This window comes from Pseudomonas sp. BW16M2 (assembly GCF_014268865.1).
Taxonomy (GTDB): Bacteria; Pseudomonadota; Gammaproteobacteria; order Pseudomonadales; family Pseudomonadaceae; genus Aquipseudomonas; species Aquipseudomonas peradeniyensis.
Map to the genome: position 1 here is coordinate 42737 of NZ_JABWRI010000036.1, position 18323 is coordinate 61059.

The following is an 18323-nucleotide window of genomic DNA, read 5'->3' on the forward strand; positions in this document are numbered from 1 at the left end:
AGCCCAACGGCCTCGCGTTTTCCCGTGGGAACGGCGGCGCGCCGATGCGACTTGCCCCGCGATGAGCCCACCCGCACAATATCAGGCCAATCTAGCGTCAACCCGCAGGAACCTGCATGAAACTCGACAAACCCACCGCCATCGCTCGCCGTAACGAAGCGTTGACCCGGCCGGTGCTCAACCGCGACAACACCCTGTTCGCCATCCTCGACAAGAAGCGCAACCTGTGGTGGTTCGAGGTGCCGGTGGCGCTGCTGCGCAAAGGCCAGCCCGACTGGGTCAACCTGCTGCTGCACACCCCGGAAACCGATGAACTGCAACACCTGAAGGTGCCGACCAACTTCCTGCGCGCTCACCAGGAGCAGATGGAAGTGCGCAACGCCGGCAAACGCCGCTCGACCATCAGCCTGGCCCTGAGCGCCGACCGCGACTCGCTGCTGCGCGACAGCCGCCCGGGTGGCGAGCAGCTGGACTTCAGCACCTTCGTGCAGGTCTGATCAGGCCCGCTCGATGCGATCGTCATGGATGACGATCCGGCCCTGCTTGAACAGTGCGCCGATGGCTTTCTTGAAGTTGCCCTTGCTGACATTGAACATCTGGCTGATCAGCGCCGGATCGCTCTTGTCGCACACCGCCAGCACGCCGCCATTGGCCTCCAGGCGCTGCATGATCTGCTCGGGCAAGCCGTCGGCCAGGGCCTGGCCCACCGGCTGCAGGCTCAGGGCGATCTTGCCGTCGGCGCGCACTTCCTTGATGAAGCCCTTCTCGTGCATGCCCGAACGCAGGAACTTGAACACTTCGTTCTTGTGGATCAGGCCCCAGTGGCGGTTGTTGATGATCGCCTTGAAGCCCATCGGCGTCTCGCCGGCCACCAGCAGCTCGACCGGCTGGCCGACCTGGTAGTCCACCGGGGTGCGGTCGAGGTAGCGGTCCAGCTTGGCGGTGGCGGTGATGCGCCGGGTGCGTTTGTCCAGGTAGGCGTGGACCACGCAGTAGTCACCGATCTTCAGTGGCCGGGACTCCTCCGAATAGGGCATCAGCAGGTCCTTGGACAGGCCCCAGTCGAGGAAGATGCCCGCGCCGTTGATGTCCTTGACCTTGAGGCTGGCGAACTCGCCCACCTGCATCTTCGGCTTTTCGGTGGTGGCGATCAGCTGGTCCTCGCTGTCGAGGTAGATGAACACGTTGAGCCAGTCGTCCAGCTCGAGTTCGGCATCCTTGGGGAAGTAGCGCCGTGGCAGGAGGATCTCGCCGTCGGCGCCGCCGTCCAGGTACAGGCCGAATTCCACGTGTTTCACGATTTGCAAACTGTTGTAACGCCCAAGCAGAGCCATTTCCGAAGATCCTCAAGACAAGGCGGCTATTCTAACACTTGACCCGCCCGTCCGCCCGAGCGCGCATGCGCCGGAACCCTCGGGCCCACCTTGCGTCCACCGCCTGGCCAGCCTGTGCAAGGATTCGCTCATGCCCCAACGCCTGCCCCACGCCCTGCTGCTCGTCATCGGCTTCGCCCTGGCGCTTGCGGCCTGCAGCCGCATCGACCTGGCCTACCGCAACCTCGACCGCCTGGTGCCCTGGTCGCTGGGCGATTACCTGGACATGAACCGCGAGCAGAAACAGCTGCTCGACGAACGGCTCAGGCAACAACTGGCTTGGCACTGCAAAACGCAACTGCCCGGCTACCTCGACTGGCTCGACCGGGTGCGGCTGATGGTGGCCGACGACGCGGTCACCGACCAGGCCCTGGAGCAACGCACCCTCGAAGCCCGCCAGGCCATCGGCCGGGTGGCCACGGCGATCACCCCCTCGGCCACCGAACTGCTGCGCGGGATGAGCGACAACCAGGTCGCCGAGATGCGCCAGGCGTTTCGCGCCGACATCGACAAGCGCCGCAAAACCTATGACGAAACCCCGCTACCCAAACAGATCGAACAGCGCGCCACGCGCATGCAGAAGCGCCTGGAACCCTGGCTGGGTGAGCTCAGCGCGCAGCAACGCTTGCGGGTGATGAGCTGGTCCCAGGCCCTGGGCGACCAGAACCGCCAGTCGATCGCCAATCGCGCGCACTGGCAGCAACAACTGGTGCTGGCAATGGACCAGCGCGCCACACCGGGCTTCGAAGCGCGCCTGGCGCAACTGCTGCAACGCAAGGAGAGCCTGTGGACGGCGGAGTACCGCCAGGCCTATGAGAACAGCGAACAGCAGGCGCGCAGCCTGCTGGTCGATCTGATGAGGCAGAGCAGCCCTGCGCAGAAACAGTTCCTGCAGCAGCGCCTGAGCAAGGTGAGGGCGGATTTCAGTGAGCTCAAGTGCCTGAAAGGTTGAAGATGGCCGGACTGCTCGAGCCATACGCATTTCCCGTGTAGGGGCGCCAGTCAGCGCCCCTTGCGCCGATACGGAAACACATCGATCACCTTCCCCGCCCGGATCGCTTCCTGCAGGCCTTTCCAGTAATCGGCGTCATACAGCTCGCCATGCAGGCGGCTGAACAAACGGCGCTGGCCGATATCGGCGAACAGGAACGGCGGAAACTCCTCGGGGAACACATCGTGCGGCCCGATCGAGTACCACGGCTCGCCCGACAGCTCGTCCTCCGGGTAGCGCGGCGGCGGAATATGGCGGAAGTTGACCTCGGTGAGGAAGCTGATCTCGTCGTAGTCATAGAACACCACCCGGCCATGGCGGGTGACGCCGAAGTTCTTCAGCAGCATGTCGCCGGGGAAGATGTTGGCCGCCGCCAGCTGCTTGATCGCCAGCCCGTAGTCCTCCAGCGCCTCCAGCACCTGGGCTTCGCTGGCCTGTTCGAGGTAAAGGTTGAGCGGGGTCATGCGCCGCTCGGTCCAGCAGTGACGGATGAGTACCGTGTCCCCCTCCAGCGCCACGGTGGAGGGCGCCACCTCCAGCAGCTCGGCGAGGCAGTCGGGATCGAACTTGGCGCGGGGGAAGCGAAAATCGGCGAACTCCTGGGTGTCGGCCATGCGCCCGACACGGTCCACGCTCTTCACCAGGCGGTACTTCTCGATCACTGTGGCGCGGTCGACGGTCTTGGACGGCGAGAAACGGTCCTTGATGATCTTGAACACGGTGTTGAAGCCCGGCAGGGTGAACACGCTCATCACCATCCCCCGCACCCCCGGCGCCATGATGAAGCGATCATCGCTGTTGGCCAGGTGGTTGATCAGCGCGCGGTAGAACTCCGACTTGCCGTGCTTGTAGAAGCCGATCGAGGTGTACAGCTCGGCGATGTGCTTGCCCGGCAGGATGCGCTTGAGGAAGTTGACGAACTCTGCCGGCACCGGCACATCAACCATGAAGTACGAACGGGTGAAGGAGAAGATGATCGACACCTCCGCCTCGTCGGTGATCAGCGTATCGGCCTCGATGCCATGGCCTTCGCGGTGCAGCAGCGGGATCACCAGCGGCCACTGCTCATCCGGGGTGTACAGGCGCCCGACCAGGTAGGCGCCCTTGTTGCGGTAGAGCACCGGGGTGAACAGCTCCACCGCCAGCGCCGGGTCCTTGCACACCCAGTCGGGCAGGCATTCACGCAGTTGGTCCTGCAACCGCGACAGGTCGCCTTCCAGGTCCCCGTAGGGCACATCGAAGCGGTAATCGGCGAAGATCGCCCGCAGCAATCCCTTCAGTCCGTCGTCCAGCGCATAAGTGCGCGTCTGCGCCGCGCGCTCGTGGCCGCGCATGGACGGGCGGGTGGTGTGGATGAACATGCAGCCGTCGCTGATCTGGTCATGGCTGAACAGGCTGCAGAACAGCGAGTTGTACCAGGTCTCGGACAGCTCATCGTCCAGCCGCGGGTCGATCAGGCGGATATAGGCGTTCTTCACCAGCGGCCACTGCTCGACGTCCAACAGTTGGGAGGCCTCGAAGCCCTGGCGCAGCCAGCCGCTGACCTCGGCGACCTTCTCTTCGTAGAGGTTGATCCGCGCCGCCGCGGCGCGCTGGATGTCCTGCCAGCGCGCCTGCTCGAAGCGCTCGCGGGCACCGAGGGTGATGCGGCGAAAATGCTCGCGGTAGTCGTCGAAGCCATCGAGGATCATCCGGGCGATGTCGGCGGCGGGCCAGGGTTGGGTCATGCGCAGGATCTCATGGCAGGTAGAGTTAGACAGCTTAGTCGTCCGTAAGCGGCTCGCAGGCTGTGTGGACCTTATCGCGGGGCAAGCCCGCTCCCACGTCGCCAGTGTTCCACACGTGGGAGCGGGCTTGCCCCGCGATAAGGCTTACACAGCAAGAAAGCACAAGAATCCCGCTTGCCCACTGACGTACACTCGCGCCCCTGCCCCACCGCCGGAGACCACCCGTGAGCCCCATCGCCCTTGCCCGTCTGTTGACCCTTGCCGCCGTCTGGGGTGCCAGCTTCCTGTTCATGCGCATCATCGCTCCCGAGCTCGGTACCGTGCCGACCGCCTTTTTCCGCGTGTCGATCGCCTGCCTGGGGCTGATCGCCATCCTCGCCGCCGCCCGCGTGCGCTGGAATTTCGAGGGCAAGCTGGGCGCCTGCCTGGTGCTGGGCATGATCAACTCGGGCATTCCGGCCACGTTCTATTCCGTGGCGGCGCAGGTGCTGCCGGCGGGCTACTCGGCCATCTTCAACGCCACCACGCCGCTGATGGGGGTGCTGATCGGCACCTTGTTCTTCCGCGAGGCGATGACCCTGCCCAAGCTCTGCGGGATCTTCCTCGGTCTGTTCGGCGTCGGCATCCTCAGCGGCGCCGGCCCGGTGGCGCTGGACATGGCCCTGGTGCAAGGCGCCCTGGCGTGCCTGGCGGCGACCACCTGCTACGGCTTCGCGGGTTTCCTGGCGCGGCGCTGGGTGGGAACGCTGGACAGCCGTCTGTCGGCCCTGGGCAGCATGCTCGGCGCCACCCTGCTGCTGAGCCCGCTGTTCGCCTGGAGCGCATTGACCCAGCCGCCGGCCAGCTGGGGTGGCTGGCAGGTGTGGCTGTCGCTGCTGGGCCTGGGGCTGCTGTGTACCGCGTTCGCCTACATCCTGTACTTCCGCCTGCTGAACGAGATCGGGCCGGTCAAGGCCAGTACCGTGACCTTCCTGATCCCGGTGTTCGGCGTGCTGTGGGGCGCGTGGCTGCTAGATGAGCCGCTGTCGATGGCGCACCTGTATGGCGGCCTGCTGATCGCCGCGGCGCTCTGGTTGGTGTTGCGCCCGGCACGGTCGTGATGTGGGAGCGGGCTTGCCCCGCTCCCAGCGTTTCTTTACTCAGGCCTCGGCCGTGCGCAACGCCGGCTTGCGGAACACGAACAGCAACCCGACCACGATCAACCCCATTCCCAGCAGGCTGAGCGGCGCCAGGCGGTTACCGAAGATGGCGAAGTCCATCACCGCCGTCACCGCCGGCACCAAATAGAACAGGCTGGTGACATTGACCAGGTTGCCACGGGCGATCAGCCGGTACAGCAGCAGCGTGGCCAGCAGCGAAACCACCAGCCCCATCCACAGCAGCGCGCCGACGAAGCTGGCGTTCCACTCGACATGCAACGGCTGGAACGGCGCGAACAGCGCGCACAGGGCAAATCCGGCCAGGTACTGCAGCGGCAAGGTGCCCATCGGGTTGTCGGTGATGCGCTTCTGCAGGATCGAGCCGCAGGTCATGCTGGCCAGCGCCAGCAAGGCGAACAGCATGCCCGCCAGGGATACCCCGCCAAGGTTGATGCCCTGATAGACCACCATCACCAGGCCGCCAAGCCCCAGGCCTAGGCCGAACAGCCGGCTCCAGGAGCGCTGGCGTTCCATCAGCACCACGGTAAGGATCGGTTGCACGCCCATGACCGTGGCCATGACGCCGGGGGTGACATGGGTATTGAGCGCCAGCAGGTAGAAGATCTGGTAGGCGCCCAGCAGCACGCAGCCGGTCCCCAGGGCGCGAACAATGCCGCCCCGGGTACGTGGCCAGCGCAAGCCGAGCAGCGGACCGATCAGCAACAGACCGACAAGTGCCAGGGCCGAACGCAGCAGCAGGAAGGCAAAAGGGCTGGCCTGGGCCAGGCCAAGCTTGGAAACGATCGCCCCGCTGCTCCACAGCAGGACGAACAGGCTGGTAGTGGCCGCCGAGGCCACGGATGCTTTGTTGAAAACAGACATGTATGCCACCTGTATACGGGCAAATGAGCCGTACGGAGGGCCTATCGCGTCTTGCGGGGATAGCCGACCGTGTTCAGTAGGTTGCGAGTGCGGTGGGGAGCGGCCAGCGGCCGATCAGCCCAGCACCACGACTGCGCAAGGAGGCGGAGCTACGCCGCCTACGACGCCACTGACAGGTGGTGGGTAGTGACTGATCATGGCCGGCTGCTGGCTGCCACGCACGACCACGCCCGCGACAGGCGCGAGAACGTAAGCGGTGGTGGAAGGGATGGCGGGCATGAGCAGGTCTTCTGGGAAGAGAGTGTTTCGGAATATAGCGGGGGAATCATCGCGGGGCAAGCCCGCTCCCACCAGGAGCGGGAACGCGCTTGCACAACCGGATCAGAACAGCCAGCGGTACAGCGCGTAGGCGACGACAACCGCCAGCACCGGCCGCAGCACGCGGTAGGCCTTGGGGTTGGCGCGCTTGAACTGCTTGACCCGGGTGCTGATGACATTGCTGAAGCGCTTGCTCCAGGCGTAGGCCTGGTTGATCCCGCCGACGCGCTCGTCATCGGTGTTCTGCGGCGCGGTGGCACGGCCGAGGAAGGCGCTGACCTTGCGGTTGATGCGGGTCATCAGCGGGCTGTTGAGCGGACGCTCGACGTCGCAGAACAGGATCACGCGGGTGACATCGGTCTCGTTCTTGACCCAGTGCACGAAGGTCTCGTCGAACATCACGTCCTCACCGTCACGCCAGGCGTAGGGCTGGCCGTCGACGTAGATGCGGCAGTTGTCCGAGTTCGGCGTGGACAGGCCCAGGTGGTAGCGCAGGGAGCCGGCGAACGGGTCACGGTGCGGGTTCAGGTGGCTGCCACCGGGCAACAGGGCGAACATCGCGCCCTTGACGTTGGGGATACCGCTGACCAGCTCGACGGTCTTCGGGCACAGCGCCTCGGCCGAGGGCAGCGGCTTGTCGTACCACTTCAGGTAGAAACGCTTCCAGCCCTTCTTGAAGAACGACCCGAAGCCTGCGTCGTTGTCTTTCTCGGCAGCGCGAATATAACCCTCGTCGAACAGGCGCATGGCCTCTTCGCGGATCACTTCCCAGTTGTCCTTGAGCACATCCAGCTCGGGGAAGCGCTGGCGGTCCAGGTAGGGCTTGGAAGGCACGCCGGAGAACAGGTACATCAGGCTGTTGTAGGGGGCGAACAGCGCCGAATGGTTGACGAACTGGCGCAGCACCGGCAGGCGCGCCTTGCCGCGCAGGTGCACGAACAGCACGCTGCCGAAGAACACCAGCAGGACACCTGCCTTGGCGACGAAGGAAAAGGTCATGCAACACTCCTTGGAGGGGAAATCTGGCCATCCCCAGATAGCCGGACATCATAAACCCATCCGGGCCGGGTAAAAACAACCGGTGCCGGATCGCAGTGTTAAGGATTGTGCAATAACCGAAAGAGGCCGACATTGCGCCGGATCAGCGGTGGCCCGGATATCCCGGGCCCCGTTCGCGGCACAAGGCCGCTCCTACAGGCGATCGCGACCTCCTTGTAGGAGCGGCCTTGTGCCGCGATGGGCTGCGCAGAAGTCCCTGGCTTACTGCTGGTTTTCCTGTTCAGTAAACATGTCGCTGAACAGCATGCTCGACAGGTAGCGCTCGCCCGAGTCCGGCAGGATCACCACGATGGTCTTGCCCTGCATCTCGGGTTTCTCGGCCAGGCGCACCGCCGCCGCCATCGCCGCGCCACAGGAAATGCCGCAGAGGATGCCCTCCTCCTGCATCAGGCGGATGGCCATGGCCTTGGACTCGTCCTCGGTAACGGTCTCGACCTGGTCGACGATCGACAGGTCGAGGTTCTTCGGCACGAAACCGGCACCGATGCCCTGGATCTTGTGCGGGGTGGGCTTGAGTTCCTCGCCGGCCAGGGTCTGGCTGATCAGCGGCGAGTTCACCGGTTCCACCGCCACCGACAGGATCGATTTGCCCTGGGTGTGCTTGATATAACGCGACACACCGGTGATGGTACCGCCGGTGCCGACACCGGCCACCAGCACATCGACCGCGCCGTCGGTGTCGTTCCAGATTTCCGGGCCGGTGGTCTTCTCGTGGATGGCCGGGTTGGCCGGGTTGTCGAACTGACCCGGCAGGAAGTGCTGGGCAGGGTCCGAGGCGACGATCTCGTTGGCCTTCTCGATGGCGCCCTTCATGCCCTTGGCCTTGTCCGTCAGCACCAGTTCGGCGCCCAGTGCCTTCAACACCTTGCGTCGCTCCAGGCTCATCGAGTCCGGCATGGTCAGCACCAATCGGTAGCCACGGGCTGCGGCGACGAACGCCAGGCCGATGCCGGTGTTGCCCGAGGTGGGTTCGACGATGGTCATGCCCGGCTTCAGCTTGCCGCTGCTCTCGGCGTCCCAGATCATGCTCGCGCCGATCCGGCACTTCACCGAATAACCCGGGTTGCGCCCCTCGATCTTGGCCAGGATGGTCACTCCGCGCGGGGCGATGCGGTTGATCTGCACCAGCGGCGTGTTGCCGATGGAATGTGCGTTGTCGGCGTAGATACGGCTCATGGCAGGGGTCCTTGAATGCAGGGGCTGGCAGGTGGACCTAAAAGGGTAAGCCTGCCGGGGTGGGGCGTAAAGCCCGCTCTGTTACCGGGGGTGACGGACCATTCAGGGACTGAATACCCGGTCTGCGTTTGCAGGCGGCGGGTGCGGGGTTATAGTCGCTGACACATCAATAAACATGCGTTGGCTGCCCCGCAGTGAGGCGAGCCCAGCCACCCAGAGGATCGGTTCATGAAGTTCGAAGGCACCCGCGACTACGTCGCCACAGACGACCTGAAGCTGGCGGTCAACGCGGCCATCACCCTGGAGCGCCCGCTGCTGGTCAAGGGCGAGCCGGGCACCGGCAAGACCATGCTTGCCGAGCAGCTCGCCGCCTCCTTCGGCGCCCGCCTGATCACCTGGCACATCAAGTCCACCACCAAGGCCCACCAGGGCCTGTACGAGTACGACGCGGTCAGCCGCCTGCGCGACTCGCAGTTGGGCGTGGACAAGGTCCACGACGTGCGCAACTACCTGAAGAAGGGCAAGCTGTGGGAGGCCTTCGAGGCCGACGAGCGGGTGATCCTGCTGATCGACGAGATCGACAAGGCCGACATCGAGTTCCCCAATGACCTGTTGCAGGAACTCGACAAGATGGAGTTCTACGTCTACGAGATCGACGAGACCATCAAGGCCAAGCAGCGCCCGATCATTATCATCACCTCCAACAACGAGAAGGAACTGCCTGACGCCTTCCTGCGCCGCTGCTTCTTCCACTACATCGCCTTCCCCGACCGCTCCACCCTGCAGCAGATCGTCGACGTGCACTATCCCAACATCAGCCAGTCGCTGGTCAGCGAGGCGTTGGACGTGTTCTTCGACGTGCGCAAGGTCCCGGGCCTGAAGAAAAAGCCCTCCACCTCCGAACTGGTCGACTGGCTCAAGCTGCTGATGGCCGACAACATCGGCGAGGCCGTGCTGCGCGAACGCGACCCGACCAAGGCCATCCCGCCGCTGGCCGGGGCCCTGGTCAAGAACGAGCAGGACGTGCAGTTGCTCGAGCGCCTGGCCTTCATGAGCCGGCGCGGCAACCGCTGACAGGAGCCGGGCCATGCTGCTCAACCTGTTCAATGAAATGCGCGCGGCCAAGGTACCGGTGTCGGTGCGTGAGCTGCTCGACCTGCATCACGCCCTGCAGAAGGGCGTGGTGTTCGCCGACATGGACGCCTTCTACTACCTGGCCCGGGCCATCCTGGTGAAGGACGAGCGCCATTTCGACAAGTTCGACCGGGCATTCGCCGCCTACTTCAAGGGGCTGGAGAACCTCGACCGGCATATCGAAGCCCTGATCCCCGACGACTGGCTGCGCAAGGAGTTCGAGCGTTCGCTGACCGACGAGGAACGGGCGCAGATCCAGTCCCTGGGTGGCCTGGACAAGCTGATCGAGGAGTTCAAGAAACGCCTCGAAGAGCAGAAGGAGCGCCACGCCGGCGGCAACAAGTGGATCGGCACCGGCGGCACCAGCCCGTTCGGCTCCGGCGGCTTCAACCCCGAGGGCATCCGCGTCGGCGAGGCCGGCAAACGCCAGGGCAAGGCGGTGAAGGTGTGGGACCAGCGCGAGTACAAGAACCTCGACGATCAGGTCGAGCTGGGTACGCGCAACATCAAGCTGGCCCTGCGCCGCCTGCGCAAGTTCGCCCGCGAAGGCGCCGCCGAAGAGCTGGACATCGACGGCACCATCGACCACACCGCCCGTGACGCAGGCCTCTTGAACATCCAGATGCGCCCCGAGCGGCGCAACACGGTCAAGCTGCTGTTGCTGTTCGACATCGGCGGTTCGATGGACGCCCACGTGAAGGTGTGCGAGGAATTGTTCTCGGCCTGCAAGACCGAGTTCAAGCACCTGGAGTACTACTACTTCCACAACTTTATCTACGAGTCGGTGTGGAAGAACAACCTGCGCCGCACCTCGGAGCGCTTCTCCACCTTCGACCTGCTGCACAAGTACGGCGACGACTACAAGGTGGTGTTCGTCGGCGACGCGGCCATGGCGCCCTACGAGATCACCCAGCCGGGCGGTAGCGTCGAGCACTGGAACGAAGAGGCCGGGTATGTGTGGATGCAGCGCTTCATGGAGAAATTCAGGAAGATCATCTGGATCAACCCGTATCCGAAGCAGGCCTGGGAGTACACCGCTTCAACCCATCTACTGCGGGACCTGATCGAGGACAGGATGTTTCCGCTGACCTTGCAGGGGTTGGAAGACGGGATGCGTTACCTGTCCAAGTAAACTTCAGGAGGGGGCTGCGCTTTTCGCGGAAGGGACTGCAGCCTTCCCCCATATGAAGTTCAAGAGTTTGCTGAACTTAGCCGCCAGGTGAAATCACTGGCATACCAGTCGTCGGCGGCGATAGATTCACCCTGCCTAAGAGACTTCACTCTTCGCTCTAAGATTCTCTTGACTGTTCCAACGGAACCCTGAGCGTTAACTGCATTTGCCGCCAATGGTGGAAGTGTTGGATATTGGCCAGCGTCATAGTTTTGACCAGAAGCTAGCCAAACAAAGACCTTTGCATCCAAAGCGGCAATACCACGAACCTCTTGCTGCGACACGATAGCCATATTGGGATTCTTCAACAAAGCAAGTGCGTTTTCGGCCAAGGCGATCAGAACATTTCGCGCCTGACCAGGATGGCCATCGATCAAAGAGTCAAAATTCCCAATGCCCACCTGCTTGACTACCGGCCCTACATTACCTCGCTTGAAGTCCCCCTTCAGTCGGTACGGATCGACAGTTTCAGCCATACCCAGATTCCTGAACGGAGTTAATGTCCCCGAATCGAAAAGGGTTCTTTGCGCCTTTGAATTGATTGCATGAGCCCACTCCACTGGCAAAATCCCTCGGCCGGAGGGGTCGACGTTATTTATCGGATCCCCACCACAATAGGCATAAGCATTGGTCCCCCCCTTGCCGAATGGACTCATCTCATCCGCAGATAAAAAACGCAACAAGGAAGGGCTGTACAAACGGTACCCGTTACCCAGCAGGTAACCCTCGGCATCTGCGTCCCAATGCTCTCCATTGAACGCAAGAAAAGCTGCCTCCCCGGCATCTGCGCAGTAGCCGTACGCACTGTATGCAGGCTGCCTAGCTGCTGGCTGGCCAGCCATTATCGAGCGGGACCTGTCGACAGCTAACAGCTCAATCTTGCATCGCGCAGCCATCGGCTGCCTCCCGTTCCGATCACACCTGAGTGGTATTGGGAAATGCTGACAAGAGGCCCGGGGAGCGACAACTGACAAAACTGCCAGTTACCTGCAAGTAATCCTTGCCGCTGTCAACTCAGCGATTACCGCCAGCGCTCGCTATAAGCTTTCAGCTCGGTCCATGCCAGATCCTGCACCACGGCCCGAAACCGCACCGCAGTCCCCGGCATGCACTGCGCCAGCTGCGCCAGCGCCAACGACGTCAACGCCCCCAGCCTTGGATACCCACCGATGGTCTGCCGGTCATTGAGCAACACGATCGGCTGCCCATCCGGCGGAACCTGCACGGCGCCGAGCGGAATTCCCTCGGAGATCATCGGCGCGCCCTGGTAGACCAGTTGCGGCCCGAGCAGGCGAATACCCATGCGATCGGCCCGGCTGTCCAGCGTCCAGTCACGGTTGAACGCCTCGAACAGGCTGGTGCCGCCGAAGTCACCGATCTGCGCGCCCATCACCAGGTCCAATACCGGTTTCTCGGCATACACCGGCCGCAGCGCTTCGGGCACGTGGGAGCGGCGGTTCGGCGCCCCGATTTGCCCCGCGATGGCCCCGGCAGCATGCAGTACCTCCCCTTTAACCAATGCCCGGCCCTGGCCGTCTACTCCACCTAGTTCTTCCCGTACCACGGTGGAACAACTCCCCAGCACCGACTCGCCCACGAACCCGCCCGGCACCGCCAGGTAAGCACGTACCCCCTGGCAAGGCTGACGCAGCGTCAGGCGCTGGCCCTTGCCCAGGTTGAAACTGGTCCAGGGCGCCACGGCCTGCCCGTCGACCTGCGCATCCAAGTCTGCCCCGGCCAGCGCCAGCACGCAGTCCTGCTCGGCGACCACGCTGAAGCCGCCAAGCGCAATCTCCACCACGGCGCTGTCCAGGGCATTGCCCAACAGCCAGTTGGCCCAGCGCATCGCCACCCAGTCCAGCGCGCCGCCCTGGGTCACGCCCAGGTGCCGCACACCGAAACGCCCGGCATCCTGCAACAGGCACAGCGCGGTGCTGGCCTCGACTCTCAACTGGCTCATGCCTGGGCCTCCAGCGGGCTGTCGTCACCGCCCAGGTTGATGAATTCGGCCCGTTCGACGGCCACGAAACGCACCCTATCGCCAGGCTGCAGCAGGCTGTAGCCCTCGCGCTCGCGGTCGAACAGGCGCACCGGCGTGCGACCGATCAGGTTCCAGCCACCCGGCGACACGGCCGGATAGGCGGCAGTCTGGCGCTCGGCGATGCCGACGCTGCCCGCCGCCACGCGCTTGCGCGGGGTGCTCAGGCGCGGCGTGGCCAGGCGTTCGTCGACCAGGCCCATGAAGCCGAAGCCCGGCGCGAAACCCAGGGCGAACACCGGGTAGTCGCGAGCACAATGCAGGCGGATTACCTCGACCTCGCTCATCCCTGCGCGCGTGGCCAGCACCGGCAGCTCGGGGCCGACGCTGGCGTGGTACCACACCGGGATCTCGTGCCGGCGCCCGGCCTGGCCGGCATCCGGCCGCAGGCCCTCCAGCGCCTGCAGGATACGCTGGCGCGCCTCGCCCGGCGCCAGGTCGAACTGCACCATCAGCGTGGTGTAGGACGGCACCAGGTCGATCAGCTGTTGGCCGAAAGCGTCCCGCAAACGCTGGCTGGCGGCGAGGATCCAAGGCATGTTGCCTTCATCGATGGCATCGAACAGCCGCACCATCAGGCTGTCGATGGCCACCACCTCGATACGTGGCGTCATGCTTGCTCCAGTGCATCCAGGGCCTGGCGGATCTGGCGCACGGCGGCCACCGAGCCGTCGTTGTCGCCGTGCACGCACAGGGTGCTGGCGTTCAAGCGCACATCGCTGCCGTCGTCAGCCACCAGGGCCTCGCCCTTGGCCAGGCGCAAGGCCTGCTCGACCACCAGCGCCGGATCGTGGTGCACAGCGTTCGGCAAGCGCCGCGACATCAGGTGCCCGCTGGCGGTGTAGCCACGGTCGGCGAAGGCCTCGAACCACAGCGGCACGCCGACTTCATCGCCCAGGGCCTGGGCGGCGCTGTCGTCGGCGGTGGCCATGAGCATCAGCGGCAGGCCGCTGTCGAACGCCGCCACCGCTTCGAGCACGGTGCGCAGGATCTCCGGGTTGGCCATCATGTCGTTGTACAGCGCGCCGTGGGGCTTGACGTAGGCCACCCGGCCGCCGAGCACCCGGCAGATGCCGTCCAGGGCGCCGATCTGGTAGTGCAGCAGGTCGCGGATCTCGTCGCTGCTGCAGGCCATGGAACGGCGGCCGAAGCCCATCAGGTCCGGGTAGGCCGGGTGCGCGCCGATGGCCACCCGGTGCTCCAGGGCCAGGGCCACGGTGCGGCGCATGGTGCCCGGGTCGCCGGCGTGGTAGCCGCAGGCGATGTTGGCGCAGTCGATGAATGGCATGACCTTGGCGTCCTGGCCCATGCGCCAGTTGCCGAAGCTCTCGCCCATGTCGCAATTGAGTAGCAGGCGTTTCACCTGGCGGACCTCCGTATCAATGTTCATGATGCCTACCTTAGCGCGCCTGGAGCGCTTTGCCGCGGGTTTCCGGCAAGCTCAGGGCCGCCAGGATCACCACACCGTAGGACACCGCGGCGAAGGCGCCAATCCCCAGGCCCAACGGCACTTTCTCGCCGAGCAGGCCGATCAGCAACGGGAACATGGCCGCGACCACCTTGCCGATGTTGTAGCAGAAGCCCTGCCCCGATCCGCGGATCCGGGTCGGGAACAGTTCGGTGAGGAACGAGCCCATGCCGCTGAAGATGCCCGAAGCAAAGAAGCCCAGGGGGAAGCCCAGCCACAGCATCACCCCGTCGCTGACCGGCATCTGCGTGTAGAGCAGGACGATGACGAACGAGCCCACGGCGAACAGGATGAAGTTCTTCCTGCGCCCCAGCAGGTCGCACAGGTAGGCGCTGACCACGTAGCCGATGTAGGAGCCGACAATGACCATCGCCAGGTAGCCGCCGGTGCCCAGCACGCTCAGGCCGCGCTCGTTCTTGAGGAAGGTCGGCAGCCACGAGGTGATGGCGTAGTAGCCGCCCAGGGCGCCGGTGGTCAGCAGCGAGGCGCGGATCGTGGTCCAGAGCATGCCGGGGGCGAAGATCTCGTAGAACTGCGCAGGCGCCTCGGCATGCTCGACGGCCTTGGCCTGACGGTAGATCTCCGGGTCCTTGACCAGGCGCCGGACGAAGATCACGAAGATCGCTGGCAGCAGGCCCAGCAGGAACAGCGCGCGCCAGGCCTGCTCGGCCGGCAGCCAGGAGAACAGCAGGGCATAGAGGATCGCCGTCAGGCCCCAGCCGATGGCCCAGCCCGACTGCACCATGCCCACCGCCTTGCCACGGTCCTGGGCACGGATCACCTCGCCGATCAGCACCGCGCCGGCGGTCCATTCGCCGCCGAAGCCGAAGCCCATCAGGGTGCGGGCGATCAGCAGTTGCTCGTAGCTCTGGGCGAAGCCGCAGAGGAAGGTGAAAAAGGCGAACCACAGCACCGTCAGCTGCAGGGTGCGCACCCGCCCGATGCGGTCGGACAGAATGCCGGCGATCCAGCCGCCCAGGGCCGAGGCGATCAAGGTGCTGGTGTGGATCAACCCGGCCTCGGCGGTGCTGATGCCCCACACCATGATCAGGGTGGGGATGACGAAACTCAGCATCTGGGTGTCCATGCCGTCCAGGCCGTAGCCGATCTTGCAGCTCCAGAAGGTGCGTCGTTGCTGGGAGTCGATGTCGCGGTACCAGGCGAAGGGGCCGCTCGAGGTTCGGGCGGGGGCCTGCTGCTGCACGCCGGTCGGGTTCATGGTTGCCTCGGCTTGTTGGTATTGTTCTATGGGCGACGTCGGGCGTCGCGGCCTGGGCTTCATGTTCAGAGGCCGCGCCGCCTGCGTCCAACGAGAAAAACCGCCGGTCTGGAACAAGAAAAACTGATCATGAACCTTCGTTTCCTCGAAACCTTCGTCTGGGTCGCCCGGCTCAGGAGCTTCCGCCTCACCGCCGAGAAGCTGTTCACCACCCAGGCCTCGGTGTCCAGCCGCATCGCCGCGCTGGAAGCCGACCTGGGCGTGAAACTGCTGCTGCGCGACTCCCGCGGGGTCAGCCTGACGCCGGAAGGCGCCAAGGTGCTGGAGTACGCCGAGCGCATGCTCGACACCGCCAAGGCCATGAAGCAGTCGCTGGACAGCGACCGGGCCAAGACCGGGCGCATCCGCCTGGGGGTGATGGACACGGTCATCCACACCTGGATGAGCGCCCTGGTGGCGGAACTGGGCGAGCGCTACCCGCAGGTGGAGATCGAGCTGGTGGCCGATACCGCGCTGAACCTGCGCGAGCAGTTGCAGAAGGGATTTCTCGACGTGATCCTGCAGACCGACCTGCTGCGCGAGCAGTCGGTCCGCAGCCACGACCTGGCGCGCTACCCGATGGGCTGGATCGTCGCCGCCGGTTCCCCGCACCACCGCACCTACGCCTCGCTGGCGGAACTGGCCCGCGAGCGCATCGTCACCTTTTCGAAGAACTCGCGGCCGCACCAGGAGGTGCTCGGCCTGCTGCAGGCCGCCGGGGCCGAGGCGCCGCGCCTGAACTGCGTGAACTCGGTGGCGGCCATCACTCGCCTGCTGCGCGACGGATTCGGCATCGGCGCACTGCCGCCGGCGCTGGTGGATGGCGAACTGAGCCGCGGCGAGCTGGTGTTGCTGGAAGGCTTGCAGCCACCGCCGAGCCTGGAGCTGGTGGTGGCCTGGCAGACCGGCGTGGCGCTGGTGGACGAGGTGGTGGGCGTGTGCCGGCAGGTGCTGGAGCGCTATGCGCGGGATGTGGGCGGGCAGCGGATCGTGCTGGTCTGAAAGGCCCGTCGCGGGCTAACTCATGACCCTCGAATCCATAAAGCTAAAAACAGAGAATTTTCCCACGACCATTTAGGAAGTCATGATCGAGACTTCCTCCTGTATCGCTCCTAAGGTCACTGTCCTGTAACGGCTTCTCCTTCTCCGGAGAGCACGGCAAAACTGGACAGGGACTTTCCATGCCTACTCAATCCGATCTGAATTGCCGCTTCGAGCCGCTGGCACGGAGCTATCCATGACCCTCAGCCTCAGTCAGTCCATCCTGGACGCACAACGCCAAGCCATCCCCGTCCCCAAGCCCCGCTGTTCCGCCTGCCAGCGTATCGGCCTGCCCATCCTCCTGCTGCGGACCGCCTACGCCCCCAGCCCCAAGACCCTGAGCACGCGCAACCTGCCCAACTACAACGGTGTCGCCGGCATCCCCATGCACAACGAACAGTTGCGCATCCTGCGCCAGGGCTATGTCTACGTGCTGCTCGACCAACGGGTCTGGCACGCCTACCAGGTCACCCCCGAAGGGGCACTGCGCCAGTTCCCGGCCTTCCAGCCACCCCCGCAAGCCGGCAAACCCTTGTCCACGGCCTGCCGGCAAGAACATCACGATGTCATCGCGTCGTTCATCAACATCAACACCCTGCTGTACTCGACCGCCTGGATCGCCTTCGCCAACGATCCCTGGCCCAAGCCCGTGCTGGACCAGTACAAGCACGCCATCGCGAACAACGACCCCGAGCTCACCAGCCGCTTTCTGACACTCGACCTTAAAGCGGCCCGCGAAGCGCCCGGCAGCGTGGGACGGGCCATGCACGCAGACCGCTTGCAACTCGACGAGGTCCTGGAATACGCCGTGCCAAGCACCGGCCCCTTCACCAGCGTCCATGGCTTCTACCCACGCCTCGAGCGCCTGGCGGCCACGCGTACGTACATCGGTGCCCTGATACAACGCGAAGAACTCGCCGACGGCGTGCTCGCGCTGACGGTGCCCGACCCCGTCGGCATGGTCCAGGAGTGCAACGCGCAACGCCTCGCCTGGGTCCAGGCCCTGCAGGCCTGGCGCGCCGAGCCGCAACGGCACTTCGAGCATTTCACCTCCCTGGCCCTGCTCGGCATTCGCGAGCTGAACGCCACGCTGGCCGCCAGCGAGGCCGCCGCCGAAGTCGAGCGAGAAGCACGGGAGGTGGAGCGCTGGAACAGCAGCCCCCTGCTCGCCGCCAAGGCTCCCCTCCCCGCCGTGGATGTCGAGGCCCAGTTGCCGCGCAGGATCGAACGCAAGCAGCAGGAGGCACGGGAACGCTTCGAGGAACGCTACGACGAGGGCGAACGCAGCGCCTTCGCCAGCGCCTACGAGACCGAACTGCACAACCTCCAACAGCTGATCGACCAGCTGGCCACCTTGTACGCCGAGCTCTACGCCGCCCCGGCGTTTCAACGCATCGCCTACAACGACTACAGCGCCATCGACTGGCGCTCGGCGGAGTACTTCGTGCGCATGCTGGGCACCTGCCTGTATGGCGGCCCCAGCGAAACCCAACCGCAGGACGGCGCCGCGCTCGGCGCGAGCCAACGGCTGTGGCAACAGGAACTGGA

At 64.8% G+C, this 18323-nt stretch carries 17 protein-coding genes; 7 read left to right on the forward strand and 10 right to left on the reverse strand.

Going from position 1 to position 18323, the window contains the following annotated elements; all coding sequences use genetic code 11:
• Positions 1–116: 116 nt before the first annotated feature.
• On the forward strand, positions 117–497 hold the full coding sequence (locus HU735_RS23725; protein WP_186715741.1) for a hypothetical protein: 381 nt from the start codon (positions 117–119) through the stop codon (positions 495–497).
• Here the strand turns inward: HU735_RS23725 and HU735_RS23730 are convergent, their stop codons facing one another.
• Complete coding sequence (locus tag HU735_RS23730; protein WP_028693048.1) at positions 498–1334, reverse strand: S1-like domain-containing RNA-binding protein; 837 nt, start codon at positions 1332–1334, stop codon at positions 498–500.
• Between the two features lie 130 nt (positions 1335–1464).
• On the opposite strand from HU735_RS23730, the gene HU735_RS23735 reads away from it, so the two are divergent.
• Positions 1465–2325: a DUF6279 family lipoprotein gene (locus tag HU735_RS23735; protein ID WP_186715743.1), complete on the forward strand. Its 861-nt coding sequence runs from the start codon at positions 1465–1467 to the stop codon at positions 2323–2325.
• 50 nt (positions 2326–2375) lie between these two features.
• On the opposite strand, the gene aceK is transcribed toward HU735_RS23735, so the two are convergent.
• Positions 2376–4091, reverse strand: coding sequence for a bifunctional isocitrate dehydrogenase kinase/phosphatase (aceK, locus tag HU735_RS23740; RefSeq protein ID WP_186715745.1), 1716 nt, complete (start codon positions 4089–4091; stop codon positions 2376–2378).
• A gap of 224 nt (positions 4092–4315) precedes the next feature.
• Here aceK and HU735_RS23745 point away from each other — a divergent pair, with 224 nt between their 5' ends.
• Positions 4316–5191 (forward strand): DMT family transporter, encoded by an 876-nt coding sequence (locus tag HU735_RS23745; RefSeq protein WP_110739181.1) that lies wholly within the window; start codon positions 4316–4318, stop codon positions 5189–5191.
• A gap of 39 nt (positions 5192–5230) precedes the next feature.
• Here HU735_RS23745 and HU735_RS23750 read toward each other — a convergent pair whose 3' ends face one another.
• The 3 genes from HU735_RS23750 to cysK form a co-directional block, all read right to left on the reverse strand.
• Positions 5231–6112 carry a DMT family transporter gene (locus tag HU735_RS23750; RefSeq protein ID WP_186715747.1) on the reverse strand — a complete coding sequence of 294 codons (882 nt, stop codon included), beginning with the start codon at positions 6110–6112 and terminating at the stop codon, positions 5231–5233.
• A 381-nt stretch (positions 6113–6493) separates the two neighbouring features.
• Entirely contained in the window at positions 6494–7429 is a 936-nt protein-coding gene (locus HU735_RS23755) for an aspartyl/asparaginyl beta-hydroxylase domain-containing protein (protein WP_028693043.1), read from the reverse strand.
• Positions 7430–7690: 261 nt separating this feature from the next.
• Positions 7691–8665 carry a cysteine synthase A gene (gene cysK / locus HU735_RS23760; RefSeq protein WP_186715755.1) on the reverse strand — a complete coding sequence of 325 codons (975 nt, stop codon included), beginning with the start codon at positions 8663–8665 and terminating at the stop codon, positions 7691–7693.
• A gap of 228 nt (positions 8666–8893) precedes the next feature.
• On the opposite strand from cysK, the gene HU735_RS23765 reads away from it, so the two are divergent.
• Together HU735_RS23765 and HU735_RS23770 are read left to right on the forward strand one after the other, a co-directional pair.
• The gene (locus HU735_RS23765; protein ID WP_054883962.1) at positions 8894–9739 is read left to right on the forward strand and encodes a MoxR family ATPase; all 846 of its coding nucleotides are present in this window, start codon (positions 8894–8896) and stop codon (positions 9737–9739) included.
• A gap of 13 nt (positions 9740–9752) precedes the next feature.
• The gene (locus HU735_RS23770; protein WP_186715757.1) at positions 9753–10931 is read left to right on the forward strand and encodes a VWA domain-containing protein; all 1179 of its coding nucleotides are present in this window, start codon (positions 9753–9755) and stop codon (positions 10929–10931) included.
• Positions 10932–10990: 59 nt separating this feature from the next.
• On the opposite strand, the gene HU735_RS23775 is transcribed toward HU735_RS23770, so the two are convergent.
• The 5 genes from HU735_RS23775 to HU735_RS23795 all read right to left on the reverse strand — a co-directional run bounded on the left by HU735_RS23775 (position 10991) and on the right by HU735_RS23795 (position 15695).
• Positions 10991–11812, reverse strand: coding sequence for an RHS repeat-associated core domain-containing protein (locus tag HU735_RS23775; RefSeq protein ID WP_238349891.1), 822 nt, complete (start codon positions 11810–11812; stop codon positions 10991–10993).
• A 179-nt stretch (positions 11813–11991) separates the two neighbouring features.
• The gene (locus tag HU735_RS23780; RefSeq protein ID WP_186715761.1) at positions 11992–12930 is read right to left on the reverse strand and encodes a biotin-dependent carboxyltransferase family protein; all 939 of its coding nucleotides are present in this window, start codon (positions 12928–12930) and stop codon (positions 11992–11994) included.
• Positions 12927–13622: a 5-oxoprolinase subunit PxpB gene (gene pxpB, locus HU735_RS23785; RefSeq protein WP_186715769.1), complete on the reverse strand. Its 696-nt coding sequence runs from the start codon at positions 13620–13622 to the stop codon at positions 12927–12929. Before pxpB ends, HU735_RS23780 begins: the two co-directional genes overlap by 4 nt.
• On the reverse strand, positions 13619–14398 hold the full coding sequence (locus tag HU735_RS23790; RefSeq protein ID WP_186715771.1) for a 5-oxoprolinase subunit PxpA: 780 nt from the start codon (positions 14396–14398) through the stop codon (positions 13619–13621). Before HU735_RS23790 ends, pxpB begins: the two co-directional genes overlap by 4 nt.
• 10 nt (positions 14399–14408) lie before the next feature.
• The gene (locus tag HU735_RS23795) at positions 14409–15695 is read right to left on the reverse strand and encodes an MFS transporter (protein ID WP_186715773.1); all 1287 of its coding nucleotides are present in this window, start codon (positions 15693–15695) and stop codon (positions 14409–14411) included.
• Between the two features lie 129 nt (positions 15696–15824).
• On the opposite strand from HU735_RS23795, the gene HU735_RS23800 reads away from it, so the two are divergent.
• Entirely contained in the window at positions 15825–16736 is a 912-nt protein-coding gene (locus tag HU735_RS23800; RefSeq protein WP_186715774.1) for a LysR family transcriptional regulator, read from the forward strand.
• 235 nt (positions 16737–16971) lie between these two features.
• On the forward strand, positions 16972–18323 hold a 1352-nt coding region (locus HU735_RS23805; RefSeq protein ID WP_276568888.1), incomplete at its 3' end, for a T6SS effector BTH_I2691 family protein.